Origin of the sequence: Staphylococcus sp. NAM3COL9 (assembly GCF_001431205.1) — a bacterium.
Taxonomy (GTDB): Bacteria; Bacillota; Bacilli; order Staphylococcales; family Staphylococcaceae; genus Staphylococcus.
Map to the genome: position 1 here is coordinate 573086 of NZ_LGPC01000016.1, position 24050 is coordinate 597135.

Below are 24050 nucleotides of genomic sequence, written 5' to 3' on the forward strand. Positions count from 1 at the left end.
GATTACATTCAGTTTCTTGTTCCTCTCTATATTAGGAAACTTCTTACTATATTAATACTAATTCGCTTGCGTAACCGAGTTACAATATAAAAACGACGTTCTTTCTTAATTCGTAATATATTCATACAGTTTGCATGTGTTCAATGAGGGTGGTACATCAATAATGCGTTGATTTAACGAACCTTTATATGGTAATTTCGGTTGATACAAATGATTGATAAATGGACCATCTACTAATACATCGATGCGCTCAAGTAATGCCTTTCTCTCAGCGGTATCTTGAACTAAATATTCATATAAAAATCCTGTCCATACCCATAACGATTTGGAATTACAAAACATTGCCTCAATACTTGGGCACATTTTAAAGTAATATCTAAATTACAAAAAGGTTCGCCACCTAAAATGCTTAAACCTGAAATATAATCTGGTTCGCAATAATCCATAATTTCTTCTAAAACATTGTCATTAAAACGTTCTCCGTATCTAAAATTTTAAGAGGCTTTATTATAACAATTTTTACAAACAAAAGGGCAACCAGAAACGTACATACTGCATCTAACCCCTTCGCCATCAACAAAGCTCTGAGCTTCTATTTTAGCAATATAACCTTGTCCTTTAGTAATTTCTAAGATTTTCATAATGTCGTATCTTTCAAGTGTTTAACACGTGCACACATTTCTTTATGTCGACCTTCAATTGTCGGGCGTTGTACAGGATTGCCTAAATAGTCGCAAGTTCGTTTAACGACATCTACAGTTGCTGGATCATCATTACCGCATTCTGGACATTGATAACCTTTAGCCGTGGTTTTGCAATCTCCTTTAAAATCACATTTACGACAATGGTCGATAGGAATATTCGTCCCTAGATAACTTACTTTGTCATAGGAATAATCCCATACTGCTTCCAAAGCTTTCAAATTATGATTGAGTTTTGGAAGTAAATAGTCCAGAGAATATGGTTTAGAAACTATCCCCACTGTTAAATCTCTCATTGTTGAAAAAGTAGAACTATCTTTAAACGAATTTGTCATATATTTTTAAACATTTCATGAACTTTAGTTTGATTTTGCAATAAATGTATTAACCAATTTATCACTTCAAACATTTTTGAAATTCTTCATATAATGCTACTGCTTCGTCTTCATTTTCAATACCATACACGTTCATTCTGCCGTCTTTAAATAACGTTATTTGATAATCTCGATAATATGTCATTTTAGCGAAAGGATTACTTTTTACAACTTTCAATGGAAGTAAATCTGTATATTTAAATATTTGGGGCGTAAATCTTAATAAAAATACATTGCCGCACTGTTTTTCAATAGAAATTTGTTGAGTCATATTGAGATATTCATAGTTTCCTTCATTACAAATCAGACAATTACTATTTTTTAATGTATCTATATTGAGTGTTTTATATTGCATGGTAAAGCAATCCATCGTTGTTAACTTTCTAGAAAAACCTTTTCCAGAAAGCCATCTTAATAACTCTGATACTTCCATACTCGCCACTTGATGAATCACTGGAGGAAGCACACCGTTTATCGCGCAACTTTCCCCTGTAGATGGTGTTGTGCCAAGCATACATTTTAAGCATGGTCCCTGATAGTCAATGGCATATACCGTACCCTTACTACCTACAGCTGCTCCATAAATCCACGGCACATCTAGTTTATGACAAACCTCATTAATCAAATATCTAATCGCAAAATGATCCATTCCATCTAGTACAATGTCAGGTTGATGTTGACAGAGCAATGCTTCAATATTTGTATTTGTAAGCTCTTGATATAAAGCCTGTACTTGAACTTCACTGTTAATTTGTTTAAGATGCACTTTTAACGCTTCTACTTTAGGCAGCATTTGCGTGGCGTCTGCTTCAACATAAGTAGCCTGTCTGTGTAAATTGGATTGTTCTACAATATCCATATCGATAATAGTGAGTTGACCAACACCCATCCGAGTTAATATCTCAGCACATTGGCTTCCAAGCGCACCTGCTCCCATAATCATGACGTGTGTCTGTTGCAATTGATCTTGTCCATATTTACCAAATGCTTCATAACGCATTTGACGATCATATCGTTGCGTCATAGGAATCCTATACCTTCAGTAGGACTTGATGCTTGGGCTGTGTATTTCACTGGTATTCTTCCCGCTTCAAAGCTCATACTACCTGCATTAATACCTAATTTCATTGCTTTTGCCATTTTCACTGGATTTTGTGCGCTAGATATTGCCGTATTAAGTAGGATGCCGTCTGCTCCAAGTTCCATTGCATGACAGGCATCTTTAGGAGAACCAATACCTGCATCCACAATGACAGGAACATTTACTTTTTCGATAATATAGCGTAGATTCAAAGGATTATTAATACCTCTGCCCGTACCTATAGGGGATGCGAGTGGCATAATTGCATGCACACCTAAATCTTCTAACCGTTTTGCTAATACCACATCATTAGAAATATAAGGACAAACTGTATAACCTTTATCCAATAAAATTTTACAAGCGTTATACGTTTCTAACGGATCAGGTAATAATGTTTCATCGTCTCCTATGACTTCTACTTTAATCATGTCACACACGCCTGCATGATTTGCAATTTCAGCTATGCGAACTGCTTCTTCTGCTGATTTTGCGCCTGCAGTATTAGGAAAAGTAATGAATTTAGATAAGTCTACTTTCGCTAATGGGTTGGGCAATTTTTCATCATATAAATTCATTCGACGTACAGCAAAGGTTAAAACCTCTGTCCCTGACGCCTCGATCGCTTCAGTTTGTATCGCTTCACTATCAAATTTACCTGTACCTAATAATAATCTTGAATTCAACTTAAATTCACCTATATTAAACATTTTATCCGCCTCCTACAAATTCTAATAGTTCTAAACGGTCTTCATCCGTAACCTGTTGCTTTGAAAATTGTCCATGCTGAATTAATTGTTCATTATGTTCCACAATCATACGCGTTTCATCCAAATCAAGTTTTTGAATCACTTCTTGAATACTTAATGCCTTGTCAAAAGTAAAATTGTCACCATTTATAATGCACTTCATTGGTCTTACCCCTTTCAATTATAAAATCTGTAAATTGTTCCGGTTTACGATTGTACTGAATCCAATTGCTCATCCATTTTCCTACGTAAGGTGATAATAAAATGCCATTGCGATAATGCCCTGAAATAATAAATAAATTTTTTTCTACTTCATCCATAATGGGTTTTTCACCTAAGGTGTAAGGTCTAACACCTGACCATTGACTAACTAATTTACCTTCTCTTAATTTAGGAATATGACTCGTAGCTTGTTGTAACAACCATTTTTTCCCTAATTGAGAGACGCCTACTGAATAATCATCAAAGTAACTTGTTGCTCCAATCAAATAACGATTTTTCATTTTTGGAACAACATAACAACCATTCGTAGTAAATAACGTTGTTTTTAAAGATAAATTTGGATGCTCTACAAGTAACACTTCACCTTTAACTCCTATAACACTATTGCTTGGTATGTAGCGTTTCAATAACTTTCCACTCCAAGCTCCTCCAGCAACCACTACCTTTTTTGCAGTTAACACATCTGTATTGGTTACCACGCGATAGCCAGGATTTAATGGTGTTATCTCACTAACTTCGGTATTGTAAATTCGATGAATGCCCCGTTGTTCTAACGATTTTAATAATGCTTTCGTGTATTTATTGGCATTGATTTGGTTATCATTCGGTATATACATCGCGGATAAATTGTCTGATATTACGTTGCTATTAGTTCTTTTTTTCAATGACTTTGCAGGCAATAATTCCACAGCTGGGTTGTATTGATGCAGAAATTTGTATTGCTTTTCAACACACGCATTATCATCCATATTGCTCGCTAATTTAATTAAACCACTATGCAGATATTCAATATCTAGGCCTACTTCATCTAACAAACTATCCCTCAATGGCTCGAACATTTCTTGAGCTTGTCGCGCTATATGAAACAAAGGACTATCTTTAGTAAATTCATTTTGAGCGCCGAGCATCCCTCCAGCTTTAAATGAAGCATGTTTCCCTGGTATATCACGATCTATCACAGCAATTTTGATATCTGATTTACTTAATTCTCTTGCAACTGACATGCCCATTACACCGGAGCCAATGATTATGACATCATACATACATCTTCCAAGCCTCCTTCAACTGTTTGATTTCATTTATGTTTTGTTGCGCAAAAATAGATATCCCTGCAATACCTTTGAATCCATTAGGTAGATTTTTTAAAGTTTGTGTATTGATACCGCCTAACGCAATAATTGGGATGTTGAATTTTAACGCTTTATTTATTTCATTTTCTGTTCTTGGATGTTGATTAGGTTTAGAATTGGTCTTAAAAATATGGCCATATAAGACAAATGCTAACTCTAATACTTCCGCTTTCGCTATATGTTTTGTATCATGCGTAGACATACTAACTTGGATGTCAGGATGTTTATATTTAAAGTCCGCTATACGTTCATCTTTTTCTTTAAAATGAATCGCACATAACTTGCATTGTGTTAATACAGTTAAATTGTCATGAATAATTATTTTACTTTTAGGAAAACCGGATTGACTAAGCAAATTAATCCAATCAATCAATTCAGGTGTCTCCATTGGTGTTCTAATGATCAAATAATCTATAAAGTGCTTTATATTAATATACTGCTTAATTTCTACTGATTTTAAGTACTTATACTGCGTAATTGCTATAAACAATGCTTTCACCCCAAATAAAAAACGTCATTTTTCTGGTAAGAAAAATGACGTTGGATTAACGAATTCGCATGTTTATAACGCCACTTTCCTACGCCAGTACAAACTGGATCAGGTTCAAGGAATTCCTAAGTTACTACTTCGGTCTCAGCCTTATGCAAGGCACTTCCAGTGGTTATTTAAGCTATTTAATTTTTTTATAATAATTATTAAATATGTGTTAAAGAATTATTACATACAACTTAACCTATTCCATTGATTATTTCAAGTGGTATTATAATTTAAGTTGATTTCTAAGTGATAAAGTAGATACTATTACTAATTTTTAAATAATTCAACTCGTAACTATTTTTTTACTTTTAGTTATTTCTAGCAAGCCAGCTGTAAGATATTGAGTTTGTTGATACACACTTTGATATAAATCAAAATATTGCATATATTGTTTATGTTGCTCACTATCTGGTTTAAAAGATTTTTCATAACGTATAAATTGCTTTGTAGCCGCTTCGATACTTTCATACCATCCTAGACCATATACAGCCAAGATTGCCGCTCCCATACAAGGTCCTTCTTCATACTTCAATTTATTAATTTCAGCATTAAATATATCCGCTTGTAATTGCAACCAAAAATCGCTTTTTGCACCGCCACCGATAGATACGATATGTTGAATATCTTTACCACAATCGCGTAAGTACTTTATCGACTCAAATAAAGAAAAGGTTATACCTTCAATAACTGCCCGTGCCATGTCTTTACTACTATGTAAGGAACTTAAACCTATAAGACTTCCTCTAATGTTGGAATCCCCATGTGGCGTACGTTCTCCCGATAAATATGGAGTGAATAATAATCCATTACTACCCACCTGTGATTGGCTCGCCATAGTAATGATTTCATCATAGCTTAAATGTCCTAATATATTTCGACGTAACCACTGCAAACTGTCTCCCGCAGCAAGTGTCACCCCCATAACATAAGACATATCTTCTAAAGCATGATTAAAGTAATGCATATTTCGGCGATAATCCGTATGTTTTTTACTTTCACATGATAAAATCACGCCTGAAGTGCCAATGCTGCAGAGTGTTTCATTCGTTTTAATCATTCCCGCACCAAGCGCTCCACATGCATTATCGCCACCACCAGCAAAAACAGCCACTTGCGCATTTAGTCCTAGTTCTTTTGCTATCTTTTTGTCCATATAACCTACTAATTTATGTGAAGCTACAAGTTCAGGAAAAATATTATGAACACCAAATTGTTTGCCAATATTTTCATCCCAAGCTTTCTGTTTATGATCAAATAATAATGTACTCGAGGCATCTGAATATTCCATATTTAACTTGCCAGTCAACTTGAATCGAACATAATCTTTAGGTAATAAAAATACTTTAGTATTGCGCCAATGTTCAGGTTCATTTTCTTTTATCCACAATAACTTCGTAAGTGTAAAACCTTCTAAGACAGGATTATCTAATACATAATCACCTAACTTTTCTTTAATAACTTCACATTGAGGTGTAGTCCTTGTATCGTTCCAAAGAATTGCATTTCGTAGTGGCTCGTCATTATCGTCCAATATCACCAAACTATGCATTTGTCCTGAAAGTGATAGTCCGCTAATATGCATATGCTTAACTTCATCTGTCACCATTAATCGCTTAATACATATTTTAGTTGCTTCAAACCACGCTTCTGGATGTTGTTCATTAAACCCATTTTGTTGTTGTATGATGTCTAGAGATTCGCTTGCACTCTTTAAAACTTTACCATGTCTATTTACTGCTATTACTTTAACGGAGCTTGTTCCAATATCGATACCCAACACTGCATCAGTCAATTTAATCGGTCCTTTATAAATAGATTTTAAATTTTCATTTCGTAATATGTCATATAAGACCTATTTATAACACGTCCGATAAAAAAATCAAAATTCTAAAAAAAGAGTGGGACAGAAATCAAAATTTGATTTCGTATTCCCGCTCCTACAAAATTGGCTAGATATTTAAAATAGAATTCTAGAGAAATAGATGACAATTACTACTGTTACTGCACTTAGTAGCGTTGATAAGAAGACCAGTTGTGCAGCAAGTTCTGGGTGGTTATCATATTCTTGCGCAATAACTGAACTATTTACAGATGTTGGCATAGCAGAAGCAATAAATAACGTTTGCGCAATCACGCCTTCTAAACCAAGTAATTTAATAATGACTAAAGCAATGAGTGGGCCAATAACTAATCTCACAAATATATAAATATAAGAAATTGACCATTTAAAGCTAAATTTAATGTTCGCAATTTGAGCACCTAGCAATAATAATGCAATAGCAATCATTGCATCCGCTACGTAATTTGCTGGTGTCCAAATAAATTCTGGAATTGGCACATTGTTATAATTTAAAATAATAGCTAATACCAAAGCATATAAAACTGGCATTTTAAAATATCCAAGTAGCGCCTTTAATTTTCCTATTTGCAGTGACTGAATCGCAAAAATACCATAGGAAAAAGTGAATATATTTTGTAAGGACAACACAATTACTTGTACGGACATCGCTAGTGGATCACCTTTGAATACTAAATCATTAACTGGAACGCCATAATTACCTGAATTGAAAAACAGAATACTATTCGTCAGCGTTGTAGCTTCTCCTTTATCTGTTTTACGAATAGTAGACAACAGTTTACCAATTATATATAGAACGATCATATACAACACAAAGAAAATAACTATGTAAAATAAAAGTTTTACAGCAAAGTCTGTTTTATAAAACTTCACAAATATAAACCCTGGAACAAACACATATATATTTAATTTGGCTAGTGTTTTTAAATCTAATGTAAATTTCTTTTGTAAAACAAATCCTAAAAAAATCATGATAAAAATAGGTAAAAGTACAGTTTTTAAGATGTACAACATTTCACTCATTATATGCCCCCTTTTGTTCAAAATCATATATGAATTAGACTTATATAAATTAATTATTATAGTTTATGATAGCAGAATATTAATCGATTTACTGTTTGTCTGACTAATAAAATATTTTTCATCTTTACCTTTACGTAAAAAAACAAAACAACAGATTGTTTCACGTTAAACAATCCGTTGTTTTATAAACCTTTTATGTATGGAAATTCATTTTCAAGGTTCTGAGACCCAATCTCTTTTAAATTAAGCACCTAGAAATATGAATACCAAAACATTATAATTTCCATATACCACATCAAAAATTAGACTTCCACCAGTCTTCCTTCACTCAGAGGTGAGCCTAACCTTCGACTAAAATGCTAATTTCATGCGGAAAGCAGTTCTATTTTGTAATTAAGCATTCTAAAATTAGTGTTTCTTTCAAATACTTAATATTTTATTTTTTTCGATTTCTTTTTTTCTCTTCTAACACTGACATCACTATAAATCCAACTACCAAAATAGGTAATAGCATTCCAATTACCATCATCATATTTTTCACCCCATTTTAATATCAGAAATAGCCCTGATAACAATTAATTTAATAGAATGCTCTTTAATAAAATATAACATATTTTTTGCGATTTTATTAATACAAAATCGATTATAAAAGGTCTATTGTATTTGTAATTTAAAAAACCAGATTCCCAATCATTTGGAAACCTAGTTTTTTAAATTATCGAAATTAATTAATATTTATATGGATCATTATGATCTTGTTTTGTTTTTCCATCTAAATCATCAAAGTCTTTTAAATCTTGATCTTGATTATCGTTAGCTTTTTCATATGACGCATTCACTGCGTCTTGTTCATTGTCACTATGCATTTCATCTTCACCATGAATCGGTTGCTTTGGTTTTCTCACTAATAACATGACACCTGCAACAATCCATAATACGGCATTTATCCAGTTGCCTAAGAATGAAATGACACCTACTAGAATCAGTATGATTCCTGCTGCTTTAGCTTTTTTATTTATTAAAATAGCTCCAATGATTGCAATGATTAAAATGACTATAGATAAAACCAAGCCTGCTGTTAATAAACTGCTCAACATACCGAAGATATTCGTACCATCTTTATATGAGAAGCTTGGATCATCTGCCATCATTTGTTGAATGACTGTTTCTTTTACCTCATTGTTACCTATCATTGGTATGAAAACTGCGATAAGTACTACACCAATTAGTTGTAATGCAATACCTATCCATGTGAGTACGCGTTCAGTTGTTCTTTTTATCATAATCTTGCGCCTCCTATTTCTATTTATTCGCTTCAATTACAATCTTAATTATACTAATAGTTAATATTTAAGTCTATTCATTATAAACAAAATATGTTTCGAAATAATAAATATTGCAATAACAAAAAGGAGCGTGACAGAAATCAAATTTGATTTCGTATTCTCGCCCCACAAGGATAACTAGAAAAAGGAATAATATCTATTGAAAAACAAACCAAATGCTATAAAAGCATTTGGTTTGTTTATGTTCTATAGTTCCTCGTTGTATATGAGCTTTTGTCAGTTTTTATGTGCTTTAAATGCGTCATTAAGTCGTGCCAACTGTTCCACAAACTCATGTATTTCATCTGTTGTGAATTTGTCACCTATACGTTCTTTAACTGCTTCAATCATAACTGAATTTGCCTTTTTTAAAAAAGTTTCTCCTTCTGTACTGAGTTTAACTAATTTAATACGTTTATTATCTGTATAGGCTCTTTCAACGTAGCCCATTTCTTGTAATTTAACGATACGTTTAGACGCTGCTGTTTTAAATATATTTTGCAACATTGCAAGTTCATTAATCGTCACTTTACCTTCAGTTTGTATTATTCTCATTGCTTCAATTTGTTCTCTTGATAAAAAATTACCTAAACCTGTTTCCTTTATCATTTCTACAATTTCTTTATTTAAATGCAACATAACAAACTGAAATTTGGTGATGGCTTCTTCTATCGTTTGATTTATGTTTTCATTTTCCACACTTTTCACCCCTATATTGCTTTAACTTTACTTAAATTCCACTGAAAACGGAACTTTTTCTCTCTTGTTAAACCATAATAGCACTAAGAATTGTAATAATATCATTCCAATAATAATAGCACTTAATAGTATTACAATGAAACTAAAGCTAAAGTGTCCAGCATTGGTAAAGATTGCTTCTCTATATCCTTGAATTGCATAAGACATTGGAGAAAATGGATGGATCCATCTAAAGAAGCTTGCTGAAAGTTCAATTGGGAACATACCTTCACTTGAACTCAATTGTAATATGAGTAATAGCATGGATAAGAATAGTCCAATTCTATCTAGGAATAACGCTAAGAATGACGTAATCATTATTGCAGCAATAGCCCATAAGAAGCTCACTAATAAGAACTGACCTACATTGTCAATTGACATATTGAAAGCAAATATAACCCAGCTACTCATAAACAATGCTGATAAACTACCTTGTAGAAGATAAAGTAATAGCTTACCAAACGCTTGTTTAGTTGATGAAACACCTTTGTTTAATGTTTTTCTCAATGGATAAATTGCACTAAATGAAACTGCTCCAACAAATAAACTTACACTCGCCATATAAGGTACAATTGTTTCGCCATAATTGCCAGCCTCAGTAGGATTATTTTCATTTATTTTCGTTACATTGTTTAATGCTTTTTCATTGTCATCTTCAAGTGAAACATCTTGCTGACTCGTGATTGCTTCATCTAACTTAGCTTGTAATTGATCATTATTTTCCTGTAATTGATTTAAACCATCAGTAACTTGGTCATTACCTGATAATAATTTCTGTGCAGGTTGCCCTGCTGCTGGGACTAATTGTTTTAAGCCATCACTAACTTGCTGATTACCATCAATTAATTGTGACTCTGCATTAGACATTTCGCCTAGTGCGTCAGATGTATCTTGATAACCATCTTGTGATTTTTTAGTACTCGCAAATATTTCATTCAAGTAATTCTCACGAATGTCATCTTTAATTGTGTCTGTTACTGTATCAATTGCTTTCTGAGCAGTTTGACTACCTGTGTAACTTGATCCCGGATTAACTTGCGTTTCTAAATTAATTTTTTTCGGATTTTCATCTAATAATGTCGTTGCATTCTCAGATGCATCTTTAGGTACGATAATTGTTCCAACACTATTGCCTTTTTTCAATTCATGTGCCGCTTTTTTTTCGGAAACTGCTTGGAATTTAAAATCCTCATTATCTTTTAATTCATCTACTAAATCATCACCAATTGTTATTTTTTCACCATTTAATTTGGCTGACTCGTCTTGATTTACAATAGATATTTCCAATTGATCTGTCTTATCATAAGGGTCCCAAATTGATCCTACAAATAGTGCAACATAAAGTAGAGGGATAAGCGCTATGGCGATAAGAGATACAATCAACATTTTATTTCTGAATATAAATTTAAATTCATTAAACATTTACTATCTACCTTTCTTTTTTAAAAAATGTACACCCCGTGTACTATTAACTTGAAAATAATTCCAAACGCTGTAAACATTGCGTTATGGAGAGTATCAATCTTTGAATTCATCCATTTTTTAAATATATGGGTTGCTTTTTATTCGTACAGTACACCCCATGTACATTTTTATATAATACGCTCTTGAAAATAACTTGTCAATCATAAAATTCATCTTCTAAAAATGCTATTTTTGTTTATCTTCCTATATTACACATTTTTAATATATTTAAAATATCATGATTTAATATCATATAGCATACATAAAATGTTCATAAATTTATATTTTTATTATATTGACCAATTTATGAAAACCCATTATATTAATATAAAATAATAGCATGGAGGTTTTGCATATGAAATCTTTACTAAACTCACAATTATTATTTTAATTACACTCGTATCCTCCATTGTATGTTATCTCTCAGGTTTAAAAATGTTTAAACGCTTAGAATATTAACTTAAAACATTACAATTTATAAAAATCATCTAAACATAAAAATATTTAGATGATTTTTGTTTTATCTTAACTTCGTAATTACCATTTTTTAAATCTCTCTACTATAATATATAATATAAGATGTGTATCACTAATGTTACTTGCTAACATAACTTTATCTATAATCTATAACTTTGGAACAATGTGTTACACTGTTGTAATATTAGACAAAAATCGCATTTAAACCCTATTTAAACTTATATGAGGTAATAAAAAAATGGAAAACAATTTAAAAATCAATATGAATGAAAGACGTGTATTAAAACAAATATTCAACAATCATAATATTTCGCGCACTCAAATATCTAAGAATTTAGAAATCAATAAAGCTACTATTTCTAATATATTAAATGCTTTAAAAAAGAAATCCTTAGTCATTGAAGTGGGTGAAGGTAATAGTACAAAAAGCGGAGGACGGAAACCAATCCTCTTAAAAATCAACAAACATTATGGCTATTATATTTCTATGGATTTAACATATAGCTCTGTAGAATTAATGTACAATTATTTTGATGGTACTGTGCTAAAACATGAATCCTATAACTTGCCTGATAAAAAAGTGAGTAGCATCTTAGCTATATTAAAAGCAAACATACCTACTTCTGAAAGCTATGACACTTCCTATGGCTTATTGGGTGTATCTGTCTCAATTCATGGTATTGTAGATCACAATCAAAATATTATTTACCTTCCCTTCCATGAAAGTGAAGGCATTTCCATTACAGATGAGTTAAGATTACTGACCCAAGTCCCAGTAATTATTGAAAACGAAGCAAACTTATCTGCAATTTATGAAAGAAGCATCCACAGTAATTCAGAAATGAGAAATTTAATTACTCTAAGTATTCACAAAGGAATTGGTGCAGGTTTAATCATCGACAAAAAATTATATCGTGGATCTAATGGCGAAGCTGGAGAAATCGGTAAAACGCTCGTACTCCAAAACGGTGAAACATATAACAAAATTGAAAATATCTGTTCTCAAGAAGCATTAATTCAAAGTATAAGTAAACAATTTGAACAAAACTTATCACTTCCAGAACTTATCGAACTTTATCATCAACATAACGATACTGTTATTCAAGAAATCGATTATTTCACAACCAAAATTGCAGTATTAATTCACAATTTAAATACGCAATTTAATCCGGATATGATTTATATTAACTGCACATTAATCAATGAATTACCTGTTATCTTAGATTCAATTAAAACACAGCTGCATCAATATTCGACTCACTCCGTACAACTCAATCTTACTACGAATGTGAAGCACGCAACCTTATTAGGTGGCTCAATCGCAATTATGCAGAAATTATTAAATATTGATGATATCCAATTAAAGTTCAATTAAATAATCATGCCCTTTTACATTCTCGTAGAAGGGTTATTTTCAAAAATTTTTAGAAAGCGTTTACAAAAATGTTTTTCCGTGCTATATTATCTCTAAAGTTAGTTTGTTTAATAAACTAACCAACTAGTTATAGGAGGATTATCATGACATATTTCAATATTGATAAAGTAAATTACGAAGGACCTAAATCAAATAATGTTTTTAGTTTTAAATATTATAATCCCGAAGAAAAAATAGGCGACAAAACAATGGCAGAACACCTAAGATTTGGTGTGGCTTATTGGCATACATTTACAGCTGACTTATCAGACCCATTCGGTGTTGGTACAGCTGAACGTGATTGGGATAACTTAAACGACATGGACAAAGCTAAAGCGAGAGTTGATGCAATTTTCGAATTTATGGAAAAAACACGTATTGATTATTTCTGTTTCCACGATATAGATATCGCTCCAGAAGGTGCAACATTAAAAGAGTCTAATGAAAATTTAGATGTCATTGTAGACCTTATTAAAGAAAAAATGGATCAAACTGGTAAAAAATTACTTTGGAATACGACAAATAACTTTACACACGAACGTTTTGTACATGGTGCAGCGACTTCTTCTAACGCTGAAGTATTCGCATATGCCGCTGCAAAAGTTAAGAAATCATTAGAGATTGCTAAAAAATTAGGCGCTGAAAACTTTGTTTTCTGGGGTGGACGTGAAGGTTATGAAAGTTTATTAAACACAGACATGAAATTAGAATTAGACAACTTAGCTAATTTCTTAAAATTGGCTAAAAGCTATGCAGAAGAAATTGGTTATACAGGTCAGTTCTTAATTGAACCTAAACCAAAAGAACCTACAACACACCAATACGATACTGATGTTGCGACTTCACATGCTTTCTTACAAAAATATGACTTAGATAAAACATTCAAATTCAATATTGAGGCAAACCATGCAACATTAGCGGGACATACTTTCCAACATGAATTAAGATATGCACGTGATAATGATCTATTAGGTTCAGTTGATGCAAACCAAGGCCACCCGCTGTTAGGTTGGGATACAGACGAATTCCCAACTGACGTCTACGATACAACATTAGCAATGTACGAAATCTTAAAAAATGGTGGATTAAATCCAGGTGGTTTGAACTTTGATGCTAAACCAAGAAGAACTTCATTCAAACAAGAAGATTTAATTTTAACGCATATTGCTGGTATGGATACATTTGCACTTGGCTTAAAAGTAGCACACAAAATGATTGAAGATAATTTCTTTGAAAACATTGTAGATGAAAAATATAAATCGTTCGCTGAAGGTATTGGTAAAAAAATAGTTGAGGGTAATACTTCATTTAAAGAATTAGAGGAGTATGCTTTCAACATTAATGAGATTGATAATACTTCTGATCGTTTAGAAGTAATTAAAGCTCAAATGAATCAATATATTTTAAACATTAATAATGGAGACTGATAAAAATGACTTATGTAATCGGTATTGATATTGGTACAAGTTCCTTAAAGTCTATTGTTGTTAATAAAAATGGAGACGTTGTAGATTCATACAGCGTCTCTTATCATACGCTGCATCCTAAATCTGGATACAGTGAAATGAATCCAGATTTATGGTATGACGCAACAATTGAGAGTTTAAAACATTTATTAAACAAATACGCACAAAAAGAAATCACTGGCATTAGTTTTTCAGGTCAAATGCATGGCCTAGTAGTTATTGATCAAGCAGGTTCAGTCATTAGGCCTGCTATTTTGTGGAATGATACACGTACTTCTAATGAAGTTGATGAAATCAAAAATAAATTAGGTCTCGACGCACTACTAAAATTCACACAAAACACTGTGTTAGAAGGATTTACATTACCTAAACTAATGTGGCTGAAAAATAATGAAATTGATAATTACAACAAAATCCATAAATTTATGTTGCCAAAGGATTATATCGTTTATAAATTAACTGGCAACATTTTCACAGAACCTTCAGACGCGGCAGGTACAATTATGTTTAGCGTGAAAGATGAAAATTGGTCTACTGAACTACTAAATAGCTTAGATATTGACGCATCTATTTGTCCAGATATCATTGCTTCTCATCAAAAAAGTGGTCAATTAACTGAAGACGTGAAAAAATCTTTGAATATCGATTGGGATATCAATGTCTATCAAGGGGGCGCAGATAATGCATGTGGCGCTTTAGGCTCTGGTATCACAGATGAACAAAAACAATTGGTAAGTATTGGTACTTCTGGCGTAGCACTATCTATTGAAAATAATGCTGACTATGAAAATGATGGCAATGTGCATTACTTTAACCACTGTGTGCCCGACCAAAAATACATTATGGGTGTTACTTTATCTGCTGGCTATAGCCTGGAATGGTTAAAACAACTACTAGATCCTGATGCAGATTTTGCTGCATTCTTAAAAACAATTTCTGATTCTGATGTAGGATCAAATGGATTAATGTACACACCTTATTTACTAGGTGAACGTACACCACATAATGACGCAACAGTTAGAGGTAGCTTTATCGGCTTGGATGCGAATACCACACAACTCGATATGAAACGTTCTGTTATCGAAGGTATCACATATTCTATAAATGAAAGCATCCAAATAATGAAAAACAATGGTATTAACATTAAAGAAATTGTTTCTATCGGTGGTGGAGCAAAAAATCATGAGTGGCTCCAAATCCAAGCAGATGTTTTCAATGCAGCCATTACCACAAGAACTGAAGAACAAGGACCAGCTTATGGTGCAGCTATGTTAGCCGCCATGGGGGAAGCGTGGTTTGATACTTTCAATGAAATGACTCAATCGTGGATTACATATAATCAAAAAGTATCTCCTATTGAAGAAAACAGTAAATCATACCACAACTTATTTGATATTTATAAAACAATCTATGACGCTACGCAACCAGTAACTCAAAAACTAAGTAAATTCAAGTGATTTATCAAGGGGATGGATATATGTCAACTTATAGTAATAAGAAGTTTATCTTTAAAATAGCTTTAATAGCAACGCTTGGCGGGTTGTTATTCGGCTATGACACTGCAGTTATTTCTGGGGCTGAACAATCTCTACAGAAATATTTAACTAAAGATTACGGTAGCTTTGTCCATGGTATTACAGTTTCTAGTGCCTTAATCGGCTGTATTATTGGTGGCTTGTTATCTTCAATTTTCTCAAGCCGTCTCGGTCGTAAAAAATCATTACAAGTAGCAGCTATTTTATTTACAGTTTCTGCGCTTTTATCAGGCTATCCTGAGTTTTTATTTTTTGAACCAGGAGAATCCAGTCTTGGATTACTGATAACATTTAATCTATATCGTATCATTGGTGGTATAGGTGTGGGATTAGCCTCGGCAATATCTCCAATGTATATTAGTGAAATTGCCCCTTCTTCTATAAGAGGAAGACTTGTTTCATGGAACCAATTCGCTATTATATTTGGTATGTTAGTCGTTTATTTTGTAAACTACGGTATCACTTTCGGCCAATCTCAAAGTTGGATTGAACTAATCGGATGGCGTTATATGTTTATGACTGAAGCAATACCAGCCATTGTATTTTTCTTTCTATTATTTTTAGTACCTGAAACACCAAGGTATTTATCATTAAATAATAGAAATACTGAAGCACTTACAGTATTAAATAGAATATACGCTTCTAAGACTCATGCACAGAATGTTTTAAATGACATCTTATCAACTAAAACTAAATTAACAGATGTAAAAGCACCATTATTTAGTTTTGGTAAAACTGTAATTATTATCGGTATTTTATTATCTATTTTCCAACAATTCATCGGTATCAACGTGGCTTTATATTATGCACCTCGCATTTTTGAAAATCTAGGTGCAGGTGAGAATACATCCATGATACAAACTGTTGTAATGGGATTAGTAAACGTAATCTTCACCGTTATCGCTATATTATATGTCGATAAATTTGGTCGTAAGCCTTTATTAATTATCGGCTCTACTGGTATGGCAATTGGAATGATCGGTATGAGTGCACTCGCTGCAAATGGCGCGTTTGGTATTACAACTTTAGTATTCTTAGTTATTTATACTGCATCATTTATGATGAGCTGGGGGCCAATTATCTGGGTATTATTATCAGAAATATTCCCTAACAGAATTAGAAGTGGCGCGATGTCAATAGCTGTTGCAGTACAATGGTTAGCAAACTTTACAATCACTTCTACTTACCCATCTATGATGGAAATTAGCAGTACAATGACTTACGGATTTTACGCACTGATGAGTATTTTAGCTGGCCTGTTCGTATGGAAATTCATTCCAGAAACAAAAGGAAAAACATTAGAAGAATTAGAAAAAGTTTGGATTAAAGACAAAGATAAAGAAGTTTCTAACAATGCGGAAGAAGTTCAAAGTAATAACTCAGCACATTAAAATTCGAACTTAATGTGAAGATATTTCCACTATAGTTAAACTTAAAAAGAGTCTAAAACATAAATTTCTCGTTCTCAAATAAAAGCCCCACTCCATTTTTTATTGGAGTGGGGCTTTTATTTAAAATTATTGCTATTATATAATCCCATCTATGATAAAAGCAATTGCAAAAGCGACAAATGATAATAATGTTTCCATTACTGTCCACGTTTTAAATGTCTCTTTGACATTTAAACCTAAATATTCTTTAACCATCCAGAACCCTGCGTCATTTACATGAGATAACATTAAAGAGCCTGCCCCTGTTGCAATAACTAGTAATTCCAGGTTGACCCCAGACATATGTTGAATGATTGGTGACACGATACCGGCAGCTGTAGTTAAGGCAACTGTAGCAGACCCAGTGGCGACACGTATTAAACCTGCTACTAAAAAGGCTAAGAGTAATGGCGACAATGAAAGTTGTTCTGTCATCTGTGCTATTGTATTACCCACACCAGTTTCAATAAGTATTTCTTTAAAACCCCCACCAGCACCAATAATTAAAATAATGGAGCCAATCGGTAAAATACATTCTTCTACTAAATCTTTAATTACATTTTTCGTCATACCTTGCTTAAACCCTAATAGATAGAAAGCAGCAAAACAAGAAATTAATAATGCTATTACAGGACTTCCTATAAATATTAAAGTATTTTTTATTATGTCAGGGATATCTCCTAAATAAGGTGTAATTATAGATAGTAACATTAATAGTACTGGCAAAACGATAACTAAAAATGAAATGCCTACGCTTGGTAATCCATTAGTTTTATTATTTACTTTAATAATATTAGGTGGATTTTCCGGTATAACTCGTTTACTTATGAACTTACCAAACATTGGGCCTGCAATAATCGCAGTTGGTAATGCAATTATTAGTGAGTATAACAATACTTTTCCTAAATCAGCTTCATATATTCCTATTGCTGTCATTGCACCAGGATGAGGTGGCACAATACCATGTACAATTGATAACCCTGCTAATAATGGTATCGCTATTAATAATATATTGGTTTTAGTTGTTTTATGAATTGAAATCACCAATGGTAATAAAATCACAATACCTACTTCAAAAAATACGGGTATACCAATAATAAATCCTGATAACATCATTGCCCATGGCAATTTTTTATAACCTAACACTTTTACTAAGTAATCCGATATTTGCATACCAGCGCCAGAATCAGACATTAATTTACCTAAAATTGTACCTAATGCTAAGATACCTACTAAATGTCCTAATACGTCTCCGACACCCGTTTCATATGCTGTGACAATTTTTTCAGGAGATAAACCTGCCATAATTGCTAAGAATAACCCTGCTACAGTTAAACTTATAAACGCATGCCATTTCCACCATGCAACACCTAATATGACAATAACGATTGAAAGTAGCGTAATGATCAATAAATATATATTAGAATCCATTTTTGTTCCCCCAGTTATGTTAGCGCTACCAACAAGTCACAAGAGTCTGCTTATTCTTTTAAACTGATGCTGTATTTCTCCAATTTACTATTATAATAACCGATACTATATTCCACTATACTGTTTAGCGTTGAATAAGATATCCTTTCTCTTACAAGTAATGCCTCTGATGGGTCAAGGTTCAAATAAGACGTAGCCTGTTCATCAAAACCTACAGAGAAATTATCTTCAATATCTTTTATTTCTATTTTTTCATTTTCTAAAATTTTATAAATAGATAAATCATTATTTTGTTTTAATTGATCATATTTATCCAAACTATTTAATGGATATGGTAAATAATGAGTAAACAGAATGTACGGTATATCATTTAATAAATAAACTCTCGTGATCTTATAGGAATTTTCACCAAACATTTGAAATAATTCACTATTTTTATCATGCTCTTCGACGACAATATCTTTTATAAGTTTTTGAATTTGATTCCCTTGTTCTACGAGCTTTTCTGTAAAATTTTTATTATTAGTAATATTGTTTAATTGTTTGTGATTAATGACAGTTGTACCTTTCCCACTTTTTTTCTCTAAGTAGCCAAGTGTAACTAATTCTTTAATAGCTGCTCTAACTGTCACTTTACTTACGTTAAATTCTTTTTCAAATTCAATTTCAGTAGGTATATAATTACCAATAGTGTATATACCATGAATAATTCTATCTTCAATAATTTGTTTTATTTGTAAATATAATGGCCCTTTATCTGATGATAAATTTGTCATAAATCAATTACCTCTCAATATCATTTTTTTCTTCATTTATGATTTTTATTATATCATCAGTATCAAACAATGATGTATCCCCAGATATTGTATGTGCTAATACACAAGATGCCGTTGAAAATGAAACCATTTCTTGAGGATCCATATTTGTTAATTCACCATGCATCACACCACAAGTATAGGCATCTCCAGTGCCGATTCGGTCTAAAATATCGACTTCGAATGCTTTAGAATAATACATCTTTTTGTTTTTAAATAAATAACCTTTGATATTATTTTGATTATTGCCTTGAATCGTTCTTATCGTTCCAGCAATAATGTTTATATCATATTTGTTAGATACAATTGGTAATAGTTCTTCTAATTGTTCTTCTTTTGTTTCTTTGCTTGTTGTTAAATTCAGTGTATTAATTGCATCTTTTTCACTCATGAGCACGATATCCGCTTCTGCTAAAACCCTCTCATAGTAAGGCTTAGCACGTTGATTACCATTATCTCCCCATAGCGATGGTCTAAAGTTACAATCAAAGACAATTTGAATACTTTTCTCTTTTGCTATTTTAACTATAGTCAAAATATTATTTTGAGTTAAGTCGTTCATGGCTAAAGATATACCACAAATATGCAAAACATCAATACCTTCTAATGACTGGGAAATATTATATTTTGAGATATCTGTTGTATTAAAACTACTTTGCTGTCTATTAGTATAAGTAACATTGCTTGGACGATTTCCAAATCCTTGCTCTAAAAAGTACATTCCTAAATTATCATTATTTTTAATAACGAAATCACTATGGATGCCTAACTTTCTTATTGCTCCAATAGCTGCTGTTCCAATAGCATTACCCGGAACTGCGCTAATCAATCTTGTATCATATCCAAATTGTGATAATAAACTTGTTACATTAACACCTGTACCAGTAAAAGAGTATTTTAAATTTTCTGCTTGTCTTAACAAGAGATTATCAGGTACTTCTAATCTCATCATTATTTCTCCATAGGCTGCAATATGTTTACTCATAAGCATCAACTAATTGCTTTATTTTATATGTTAGCCACTCGACATCTTCTATATTTGTTAGTCCTGTATCTTTATCAATAATAGAAGAATATACATGTGGAATGATTTTAGGAACGTTATATTCTAATGCGATTTTCACTATTTCTTCAAAATTTTCTTTTGTAATACCACCTGTTGGCTCTAAACCAAATTTTGCTTCTCCACATGCTTGAGCCACTGCTTTATACTCTTCAATCGTAACTAAACCTTTCATTGGAAAGAATTTAATTGACGAACCTCCCATATCCTTAATTAAGTTAATTGCTGCTTGGATTGGGATATTCGCTTTCTCAACGCCTTCACTACTTACAGGTCCCGTAGAAATATTAACGTATCCGGGTTGGCCTGTAGGAGACACTAAAGCGTTAACCCAAGTATGTTCACCGCTGTTAGCTGTTGTTTGCCCAACACTCGTAAACACTTGATTAATATGTGATCCTTGATAATATTTCGCGATATCAGCCACCACTTTTGCTTGTCTATTATCTCCGGCGCCTAGTCCTATTGATATTGCATCATCTACCTCATTTCCAAACTGGCTCATAGCTTTCACAGCAGTATTTACACTATCGTAATCTTTTGATAAGACCCCTATCACCACATTTTTATCTGCTGCATGAAAGACTTCTTTTATATTTTCTTCACCTTTAGCTAATACGTTCAAAGCTACTCTATCTTTATAAAATCTTTCTAGAATTTTCATTAAATAACCTCCTCCAGGATTTCAATAATTGTTTCATAAATAATTTCAATTTCCCCTTGCTTTAATGGTCTAGGATCAATATCGAAGAATCCTTGTTTAACCCCATAATCCCGCGTATATATAGCAATATCAGCTTTTTTTAGTTTTTCAGAAAATAATTCTGCTGTTAAATTTAGAATAGATGGATTCACATGTACGCGTGTTCTATAAATTTCTCTGCCTGCTTCATCTTGAACAACCTCTAATTTAATACCTTTATAATTATTTAATGGTTCTAATTTTTTCAGCTCATTTTTTTCTTTTTTGGAATTATCTACTTTATCAAAGTATTCATCCAAAGCTTGTAGTAATCCGAAAGTCGACTCTTTTCCTACTTTCATACTGCGCCCAATATAATGTAATTGAACTTTAACCGCTTCAATGAGCACTTTTTTACCAGCAACAATACCAGTAGTTGGTCCTTGAATTGCTTTTGAACCACTAAATATGACCAAATCAGAACATTTGATATATTTTTCCAAGTCTTCTTCAGCTGCTGCATCGACAATGAGCGGGATATTGTGACTTTGTGCTACTTCATATATTTCTTCAACTGATGCCATATTTTTTTGCACAGCGTGATGAGATTTAACATATAAAATAGCTGCCGTATTTTCACTTATTGCTTCTTTTATATGTTTATCTCTACCTTCGTTTGCATAACCTACTTCAACAGTGCGCCCTCCTCCTAAATACACCATAGTTTCGATAGGTGCACCGTATTGAACATTATGTCCTTTAAATAAAATAACTTCATTTCTATTTATTTTTTCATTATGCAATTTTTGACTCTTACGCTCATTACCCCCAGTAACAATTCCTGCAATAGATAACGCAATGCCACTAGAAGCTGAGTTTACAACAACAGCATCTTCAGCATTAATTTTATTCGCAATGTATTTACCAGATTTATCAACTAACTCTGAAATTTCCACGTAATTTTGTCCTCCAAATTTCATCGCTTCCATCACGGAATTTGTAGGTGAAGACACACCTAGAATACTCATTCTCCCACTTGCATTTATGACTTGTTTCAAACCATACTTATAATTCAATGAATTTGCCATTTGCTACCACGCCTCTTTCTTTGATTACTTTATTTGTTGTAACTTCATGTTCATGAGAATCTATTAGAATTTGTTCTGCATCAGTAACATCAAATATAGTTAAATTTGCTGTTATACCTTCTTTAAACTCTGCTAAATTAGGTTTATTTATTATTTCAGCAGGTTTTTCTGTTACTGCCTTGATAATTTCATCTAACGTGTAACCAAGATACAAGAATTTCGTTAGCACATTAGATAAACTAAATACTGGTCCTTCTAGTCTATTTTTTTTATAAATATCTGAACTTATACTATCGAAATGTATATTTCTTCGTTGAGCTTGCTGAGCAACTTCAAAGGAAAAACTAGCATTACCATGACCAACATCTAAATTCACGCCTCGTCTCATCGCATCTTTTAAGACTATTAATGGTTCACCTTTTTCATCAAATAGATTATTAGCTTTACCATTTAAAAAGTGCGTAATAACATCTCCTTTTCTAAGTAAAGGGAGAACATCTTGAATTTTAGGTGGTGCTGAACCAATATGAGTCATAATTGGTAATTTTAATTGTTCACTTATTTCTACTGCTCTCTCTAGTGGAATTGTCCCATTACCTTTAACCACGCTACTACTTATACGTGCCTTTAATCCGATTATCATATCTTTAAAATCTTCAGCAGCTTCAATACACTGACTCATATCTATCCATTCTAAATTTGATAACTCATCTATTCTTTCTAGACCAATTTTAGAAATATTTAAAAATGAAAATACATTTGTGTGACTACTTTGTGCTCTCTCATATAATTCACTAACTCTATCTGAACCACAACTACCTGCATCGACTATTGTCGTGACGCCCTGCTTTACTCCAATCTCATCGATTTCATCTCCATAAGGACTAAAATCTGAAAATGCATGTACATGCAAATCAATCCAACCCGTTGATACAAAAGAATTTGAACCATCAAAAAGGATGTGGCCTTCTAAAAGATTGTCATTTGAAATTTTTTCAATTACACCGTTATTGAGCAAAATATCAACTCGACGATTGTCTAAAGTAGCAATATTTTTAATAATTCCTGAACTTTTCACATTAGCTCACCTCTCGCAAAAGATTATAACATTATAATGTTTGTAAGCGCAATCATTGTAATGTTATAGTCTTTTTACTTATTAAATAATAAACTTCTTATTTTATTTAACAAAGGATCTTAAAACGTTTAACTTATCAAAACCAAAAATACTTTCGTAATATAAATTATTACGAAAGTATTTTTGGTTTTATTTCTATAATACAAATTTAGCTTACATAGGATTAGTGGCTAACTAAATCGCTGTCCAACCACCATCTTTTTTGATGGTTTCACCTGTAACAAAATTTGATAATTGTGAACTTAAATATATGACTGCACCTGAAATATCTGTAGGTTTTGGCATTTTATGAAATAAAATACGATTCAGTA

General features: G+C 32.4%; 21 protein-coding genes, 2 pseudogenes and 1 riboswitch. Of the genes and pseudogenes, 4 read left to right on the top strand and 19 right to left on the bottom strand.

The annotated features are described in order from the left end of the window. Positions 1 to 105: 105 nt before the first annotated feature. The 12 genes and pseudogenes from nrdG to ACA31_RS12345 all read right to left on the bottom strand — a co-directional run bounded on the left by nrdG (position 106) and on the right by ACA31_RS12345 (position 11158). Positions 106 to 641 (bottom strand): annotated as a pseudogene (nrdG, locus tag ACA31_RS12290) (anaerobic ribonucleoside-triphosphate reductase activating protein). Continuing rightward, a pseudogene (nrdD, locus tag ACA31_RS12295) lies at positions 638 to 940 on the bottom strand (anaerobic ribonucleoside-triphosphate reductase); the annotation flags it as partial. The pseudogenes nrdD and nrdG, both read right to left, overlap by 4 nt. Positions 941 to 1097: 157 nt before the next feature. Further along, a complete protein-coding gene (locus ACA31_RS12300; RefSeq protein WP_057513611.1) occupies positions 1098 to 2099 on the bottom strand; it encodes a ThiF family adenylyltransferase in 1002 nt (333 codons plus the stop codon). Continuing rightward, positions 2096 to 2863, bottom strand: coding sequence for a thiazole synthase (locus ACA31_RS12305; protein ID WP_057513612.1), 768 nt, complete (start codon positions 2861 to 2863; stop codon positions 2096 to 2098). Before ACA31_RS12305 ends, ACA31_RS12300 begins: the two co-directional genes overlap by 4 nt. Before the next feature lies 1 nt (position 2864). Beyond that, positions 2865 to 3065: a sulfur carrier protein ThiS gene (gene thiS, locus ACA31_RS12310; RefSeq protein WP_057513613.1), complete on the bottom strand. Its 201-nt coding sequence runs from the start codon at positions 3063 to 3065 to the stop codon at positions 2865 to 2867. Further along, positions 3043 to 4167: an NAD(P)/FAD-dependent oxidoreductase gene (locus tag ACA31_RS12315; protein ID WP_057513614.1), complete on the bottom strand. Its 1125-nt coding sequence runs from the start codon at positions 4165 to 4167 to the stop codon at positions 3043 to 3045. Before ACA31_RS12315 ends, thiS begins: the two co-directional genes overlap by 23 nt. After that, positions 4160 to 4744: a thiamine phosphate synthase gene (locus ACA31_RS12320; protein ID WP_057513615.1), complete on the bottom strand. Its 585-nt coding sequence runs from the start codon at positions 4742 to 4744 to the stop codon at positions 4160 to 4162. The genes ACA31_RS12315 and ACA31_RS12320 overlap by 8 nt, the downstream gene beginning before the upstream one ends. A gap of 68 nt (positions 4745 to 4812) precedes the next feature. After that, positions 4813 to 4921: riboswitch (TPP riboswitch) on the bottom strand. A gap of 154 nt (positions 4922 to 5075) precedes the next feature. Further along, entirely contained in the window at positions 5076 to 6584 is a 1509-nt protein-coding gene (gene xylB, locus ACA31_RS12325) for a xylulokinase (RefSeq protein ID WP_057513616.1), read from the bottom strand. A gap of 165 nt (positions 6585 to 6749) precedes the next feature. Then, a complete protein-coding gene (locus ACA31_RS12330; RefSeq protein ID WP_057513617.1) occupies positions 6750 to 7673 on the bottom strand; it encodes an AEC family transporter in 924 nt (307 codons plus the stop codon). A gap of 728 nt (positions 7674 to 8401) precedes the next feature. Further along, the gene (locus ACA31_RS12335; protein WP_057513618.1) at positions 8402 to 8956 is read right to left on the bottom strand and encodes a DUF4064 domain-containing protein; all 555 of its coding nucleotides are present in this window, start codon (positions 8954 to 8956) and stop codon (positions 8402 to 8404) included. Between the two features lie 279 nt (positions 8957 to 9235). Further along, entirely contained in the window at positions 9236 to 9697 is a 462-nt protein-coding gene (locus tag ACA31_RS12340) for a MarR family winged helix-turn-helix transcriptional regulator (RefSeq protein WP_057513619.1), read from the bottom strand. Between the two features lie 27 nt (positions 9698 to 9724). Further along, entirely contained in the window at positions 9725 to 11158 is a 1434-nt protein-coding gene (locus ACA31_RS12345) for a YhgE/Pip family protein (RefSeq protein WP_057513620.1), read from the bottom strand. A 757-nt stretch (positions 11159 to 11915) separates the two neighbouring features. On the opposite strand from ACA31_RS12345, the gene xylR reads away from it, so the two are divergent. The 4 genes from xylR to xylE all read left to right on the top strand — a co-directional run bounded on the left by xylR (position 11916) and on the right by xylE (position 17483). Continuing rightward, positions 11916 to 13052, top strand: a complete 1137-nt coding sequence (xylR, locus tag ACA31_RS12350) for a transcriptional repressor XylR (RefSeq protein ID WP_057513621.1) — start codon at positions 11916 to 11918, stop codon at positions 13050 to 13052. 143 nt (positions 13053 to 13195) lie between these two features. Further along, positions 13196 to 14518, top strand: a complete 1323-nt coding sequence (gene xylA / locus ACA31_RS12355) for a xylose isomerase (RefSeq protein ID WP_057513622.1) — start codon at positions 13196 to 13198, stop codon at positions 14516 to 14518. A 5-nt stretch (positions 14519 to 14523) separates the two neighbouring features. Continuing rightward, the gene (gene xylB, locus ACA31_RS12360; protein WP_057513623.1) at positions 14524 to 16014 is read left to right on the top strand and encodes a xylulokinase; all 1491 of its coding nucleotides are present in this window, start codon (positions 14524 to 14526) and stop codon (positions 16012 to 16014) included. Positions 16015 to 16034: 20 nt separating this feature from the next. Then, complete coding sequence (xylE, locus tag ACA31_RS12365; RefSeq protein WP_057513624.1) at positions 16035 to 17483, top strand: D-xylose transporter XylE; 1449 nt, start codon at positions 16035 to 16037, stop codon at positions 17481 to 17483. A 135-nt stretch (positions 17484 to 17618) separates the two neighbouring features. Here xylE and ACA31_RS12370 read toward each other — a convergent pair whose 3' ends face one another. The 7 genes from ACA31_RS12370 to ACA31_RS13595 all read right to left on the bottom strand — a co-directional run bounded on the left by ACA31_RS12370 (position 17619) and on the right by ACA31_RS13595 (position 24024). Continuing rightward, positions 17619 to 18953: a GntT/GntP/DsdX family permease gene (locus tag ACA31_RS12370; protein ID WP_057513625.1), complete on the bottom strand. Its 1335-nt coding sequence runs from the start codon at positions 18951 to 18953 to the stop codon at positions 17619 to 17621. A 50-nt stretch (positions 18954 to 19003) separates the two neighbouring features. Beyond that, positions 19004 to 19729, bottom strand: coding sequence for a GntR family transcriptional regulator (locus tag ACA31_RS12375; protein WP_057513626.1), 726 nt, complete (start codon positions 19727 to 19729; stop codon positions 19004 to 19006). A 7-nt stretch (positions 19730 to 19736) separates the two neighbouring features. Beyond that, positions 19737 to 20753, bottom strand: a complete 1017-nt coding sequence (locus tag ACA31_RS12380; protein WP_057513627.1) for a sugar kinase — start codon at positions 20751 to 20753, stop codon at positions 19737 to 19739. Next, the gene (gene dagF / locus ACA31_RS12385) at positions 20746 to 21495 is read right to left on the bottom strand and encodes a 2-dehydro-3-deoxy-phosphogluconate aldolase (RefSeq protein WP_057513628.1); all 750 of its coding nucleotides are present in this window, start codon (positions 21493 to 21495) and stop codon (positions 20746 to 20748) included. Before dagF ends, ACA31_RS12380 begins: the two co-directional genes overlap by 8 nt. Further along, positions 21495 to 22601 (bottom strand): DgaE family pyridoxal phosphate-dependent ammonia lyase, encoded by a 1107-nt coding sequence (locus tag ACA31_RS12390; RefSeq protein ID WP_057513629.1) that lies wholly within the window; start codon positions 22599 to 22601, stop codon positions 21495 to 21497. The genes dagF and ACA31_RS12390 overlap by 1 nt, the downstream gene beginning before the upstream one ends. Further along, entirely contained in the window at positions 22579 to 23679 is a 1101-nt protein-coding gene (locus ACA31_RS12395; protein ID WP_057513630.1) for an amidohydrolase/deacetylase family metallohydrolase, read from the bottom strand. Before ACA31_RS12395 ends, ACA31_RS12390 begins: the two co-directional genes overlap by 23 nt. A 234-nt stretch (positions 23680 to 23913) precedes the next feature. Beyond that, a complete protein-coding gene (locus ACA31_RS13595; protein ID WP_156393460.1) occupies positions 23914 to 24024 on the bottom strand; it encodes a hypothetical protein in 111 nt (36 codons plus the stop codon). Positions 24025 to 24050 lie beyond the last annotated feature (26 nt).

What these genes read in the sequence shown, in the direction of transcription:
- ACA31_RS12300 (WP_057513611.1), bottom strand. Translation starts at nt 2,099, where the DNA reads ATGACGCAACGATATGATCGTCAAATGCGTTATGAAGCATTTGGTAAA.
- ACA31_RS12305 (WP_057513612.1), bottom strand. Translation starts at nt 2,863, where the DNA reads ATGTTTAATATAGGTGAATTTAAGTTGAATTCAAGATTATTATTAGGT.
- ACA31_RS12330 (WP_057513617.1), bottom strand. Translation starts at nt 7,673, where the DNA reads ATGAGTGAAATGTTGTACATCTTAAAAACTGTACTTTTACCTATTTTT.
- ACA31_RS13595 (WP_156393460.1), bottom strand. Translation starts at nt 24,024, where the DNA reads ATGCCAAAACCTACAGATATTTCAGGTGCAGTCATATATTTAAGTTCA.
- xylE (WP_057513624.1), top strand. Translation starts at nt 16,035, where the DNA reads ATGTCAACTTATAGTAATAAGAAGTTTATCTTTAAAATAGCTTTAATA.
- xylA (WP_057513622.1), top strand. Translation starts at nt 13,196, where the DNA reads ATGACATATTTCAATATTGATAAAGTAAATTACGAAGGACCTAAATCA.
- ACA31_RS12370 (WP_057513625.1), bottom strand. Translation starts at nt 18,953, where the DNA reads ATGGATTCTAATATATATTTATTGATCATTACGCTACTTTCAATCGTT.
- thiS (WP_057513613.1), bottom strand. Translation starts at nt 3,065, where the DNA reads ATGAAGTGCATTATAAATGGTGACAATTTTACTTTTGACAAGGCATTA.
- dagF (WP_057513628.1), bottom strand. Translation starts at nt 21,495, where the DNA reads ATGAAAATTCTAGAAAGATTTTATAAAGATAGAGTAGCTTTGAACGTA.
- ACA31_RS12345 (WP_057513620.1), bottom strand. Translation starts at nt 11,158, where the DNA reads ATGTTTAATGAATTTAAATTTATATTCAGAAATAAAATGTTGATTGTA.
- ACA31_RS12380 (WP_057513627.1), bottom strand. Translation starts at nt 20,753, where the DNA reads ATGAGTAAACATATTGCAGCCTATGGAGAAATAATGATGAGATTAGAA.
- ACA31_RS12390 (WP_057513629.1), bottom strand. Translation starts at nt 22,601, where the DNA reads ATGGCAAATTCATTGAATTATAAGTATGGTTTGAAACAAGTCATAAAT.
- ACA31_RS12335 (WP_057513618.1), bottom strand. Translation starts at nt 8,956, where the DNA reads ATGATAAAAAGAACAACTGAACGCGTACTCACATGGATAGGTATTGCA.
- ACA31_RS12375 (WP_057513626.1), bottom strand. Translation starts at nt 19,729, where the DNA reads ATGACAAATTTATCATCAGATAAAGGGCCATTATATTTACAAATAAAA.
- xylR (WP_057513621.1), top strand. Translation starts at nt 11,916, where the DNA reads ATGGAAAACAATTTAAAAATCAATATGAATGAAAGACGTGTATTAAAA.
- xylB (WP_057513623.1), top strand. Translation starts at nt 14,524, where the DNA reads ATGACTTATGTAATCGGTATTGATATTGGTACAAGTTCCTTAAAGTCT.
- ACA31_RS12315 (WP_057513614.1), bottom strand. Translation starts at nt 4,167, where the DNA reads ATGTATGATGTCATAATCATTGGCTCCGGTGTAATGGGCATGTCAGTT.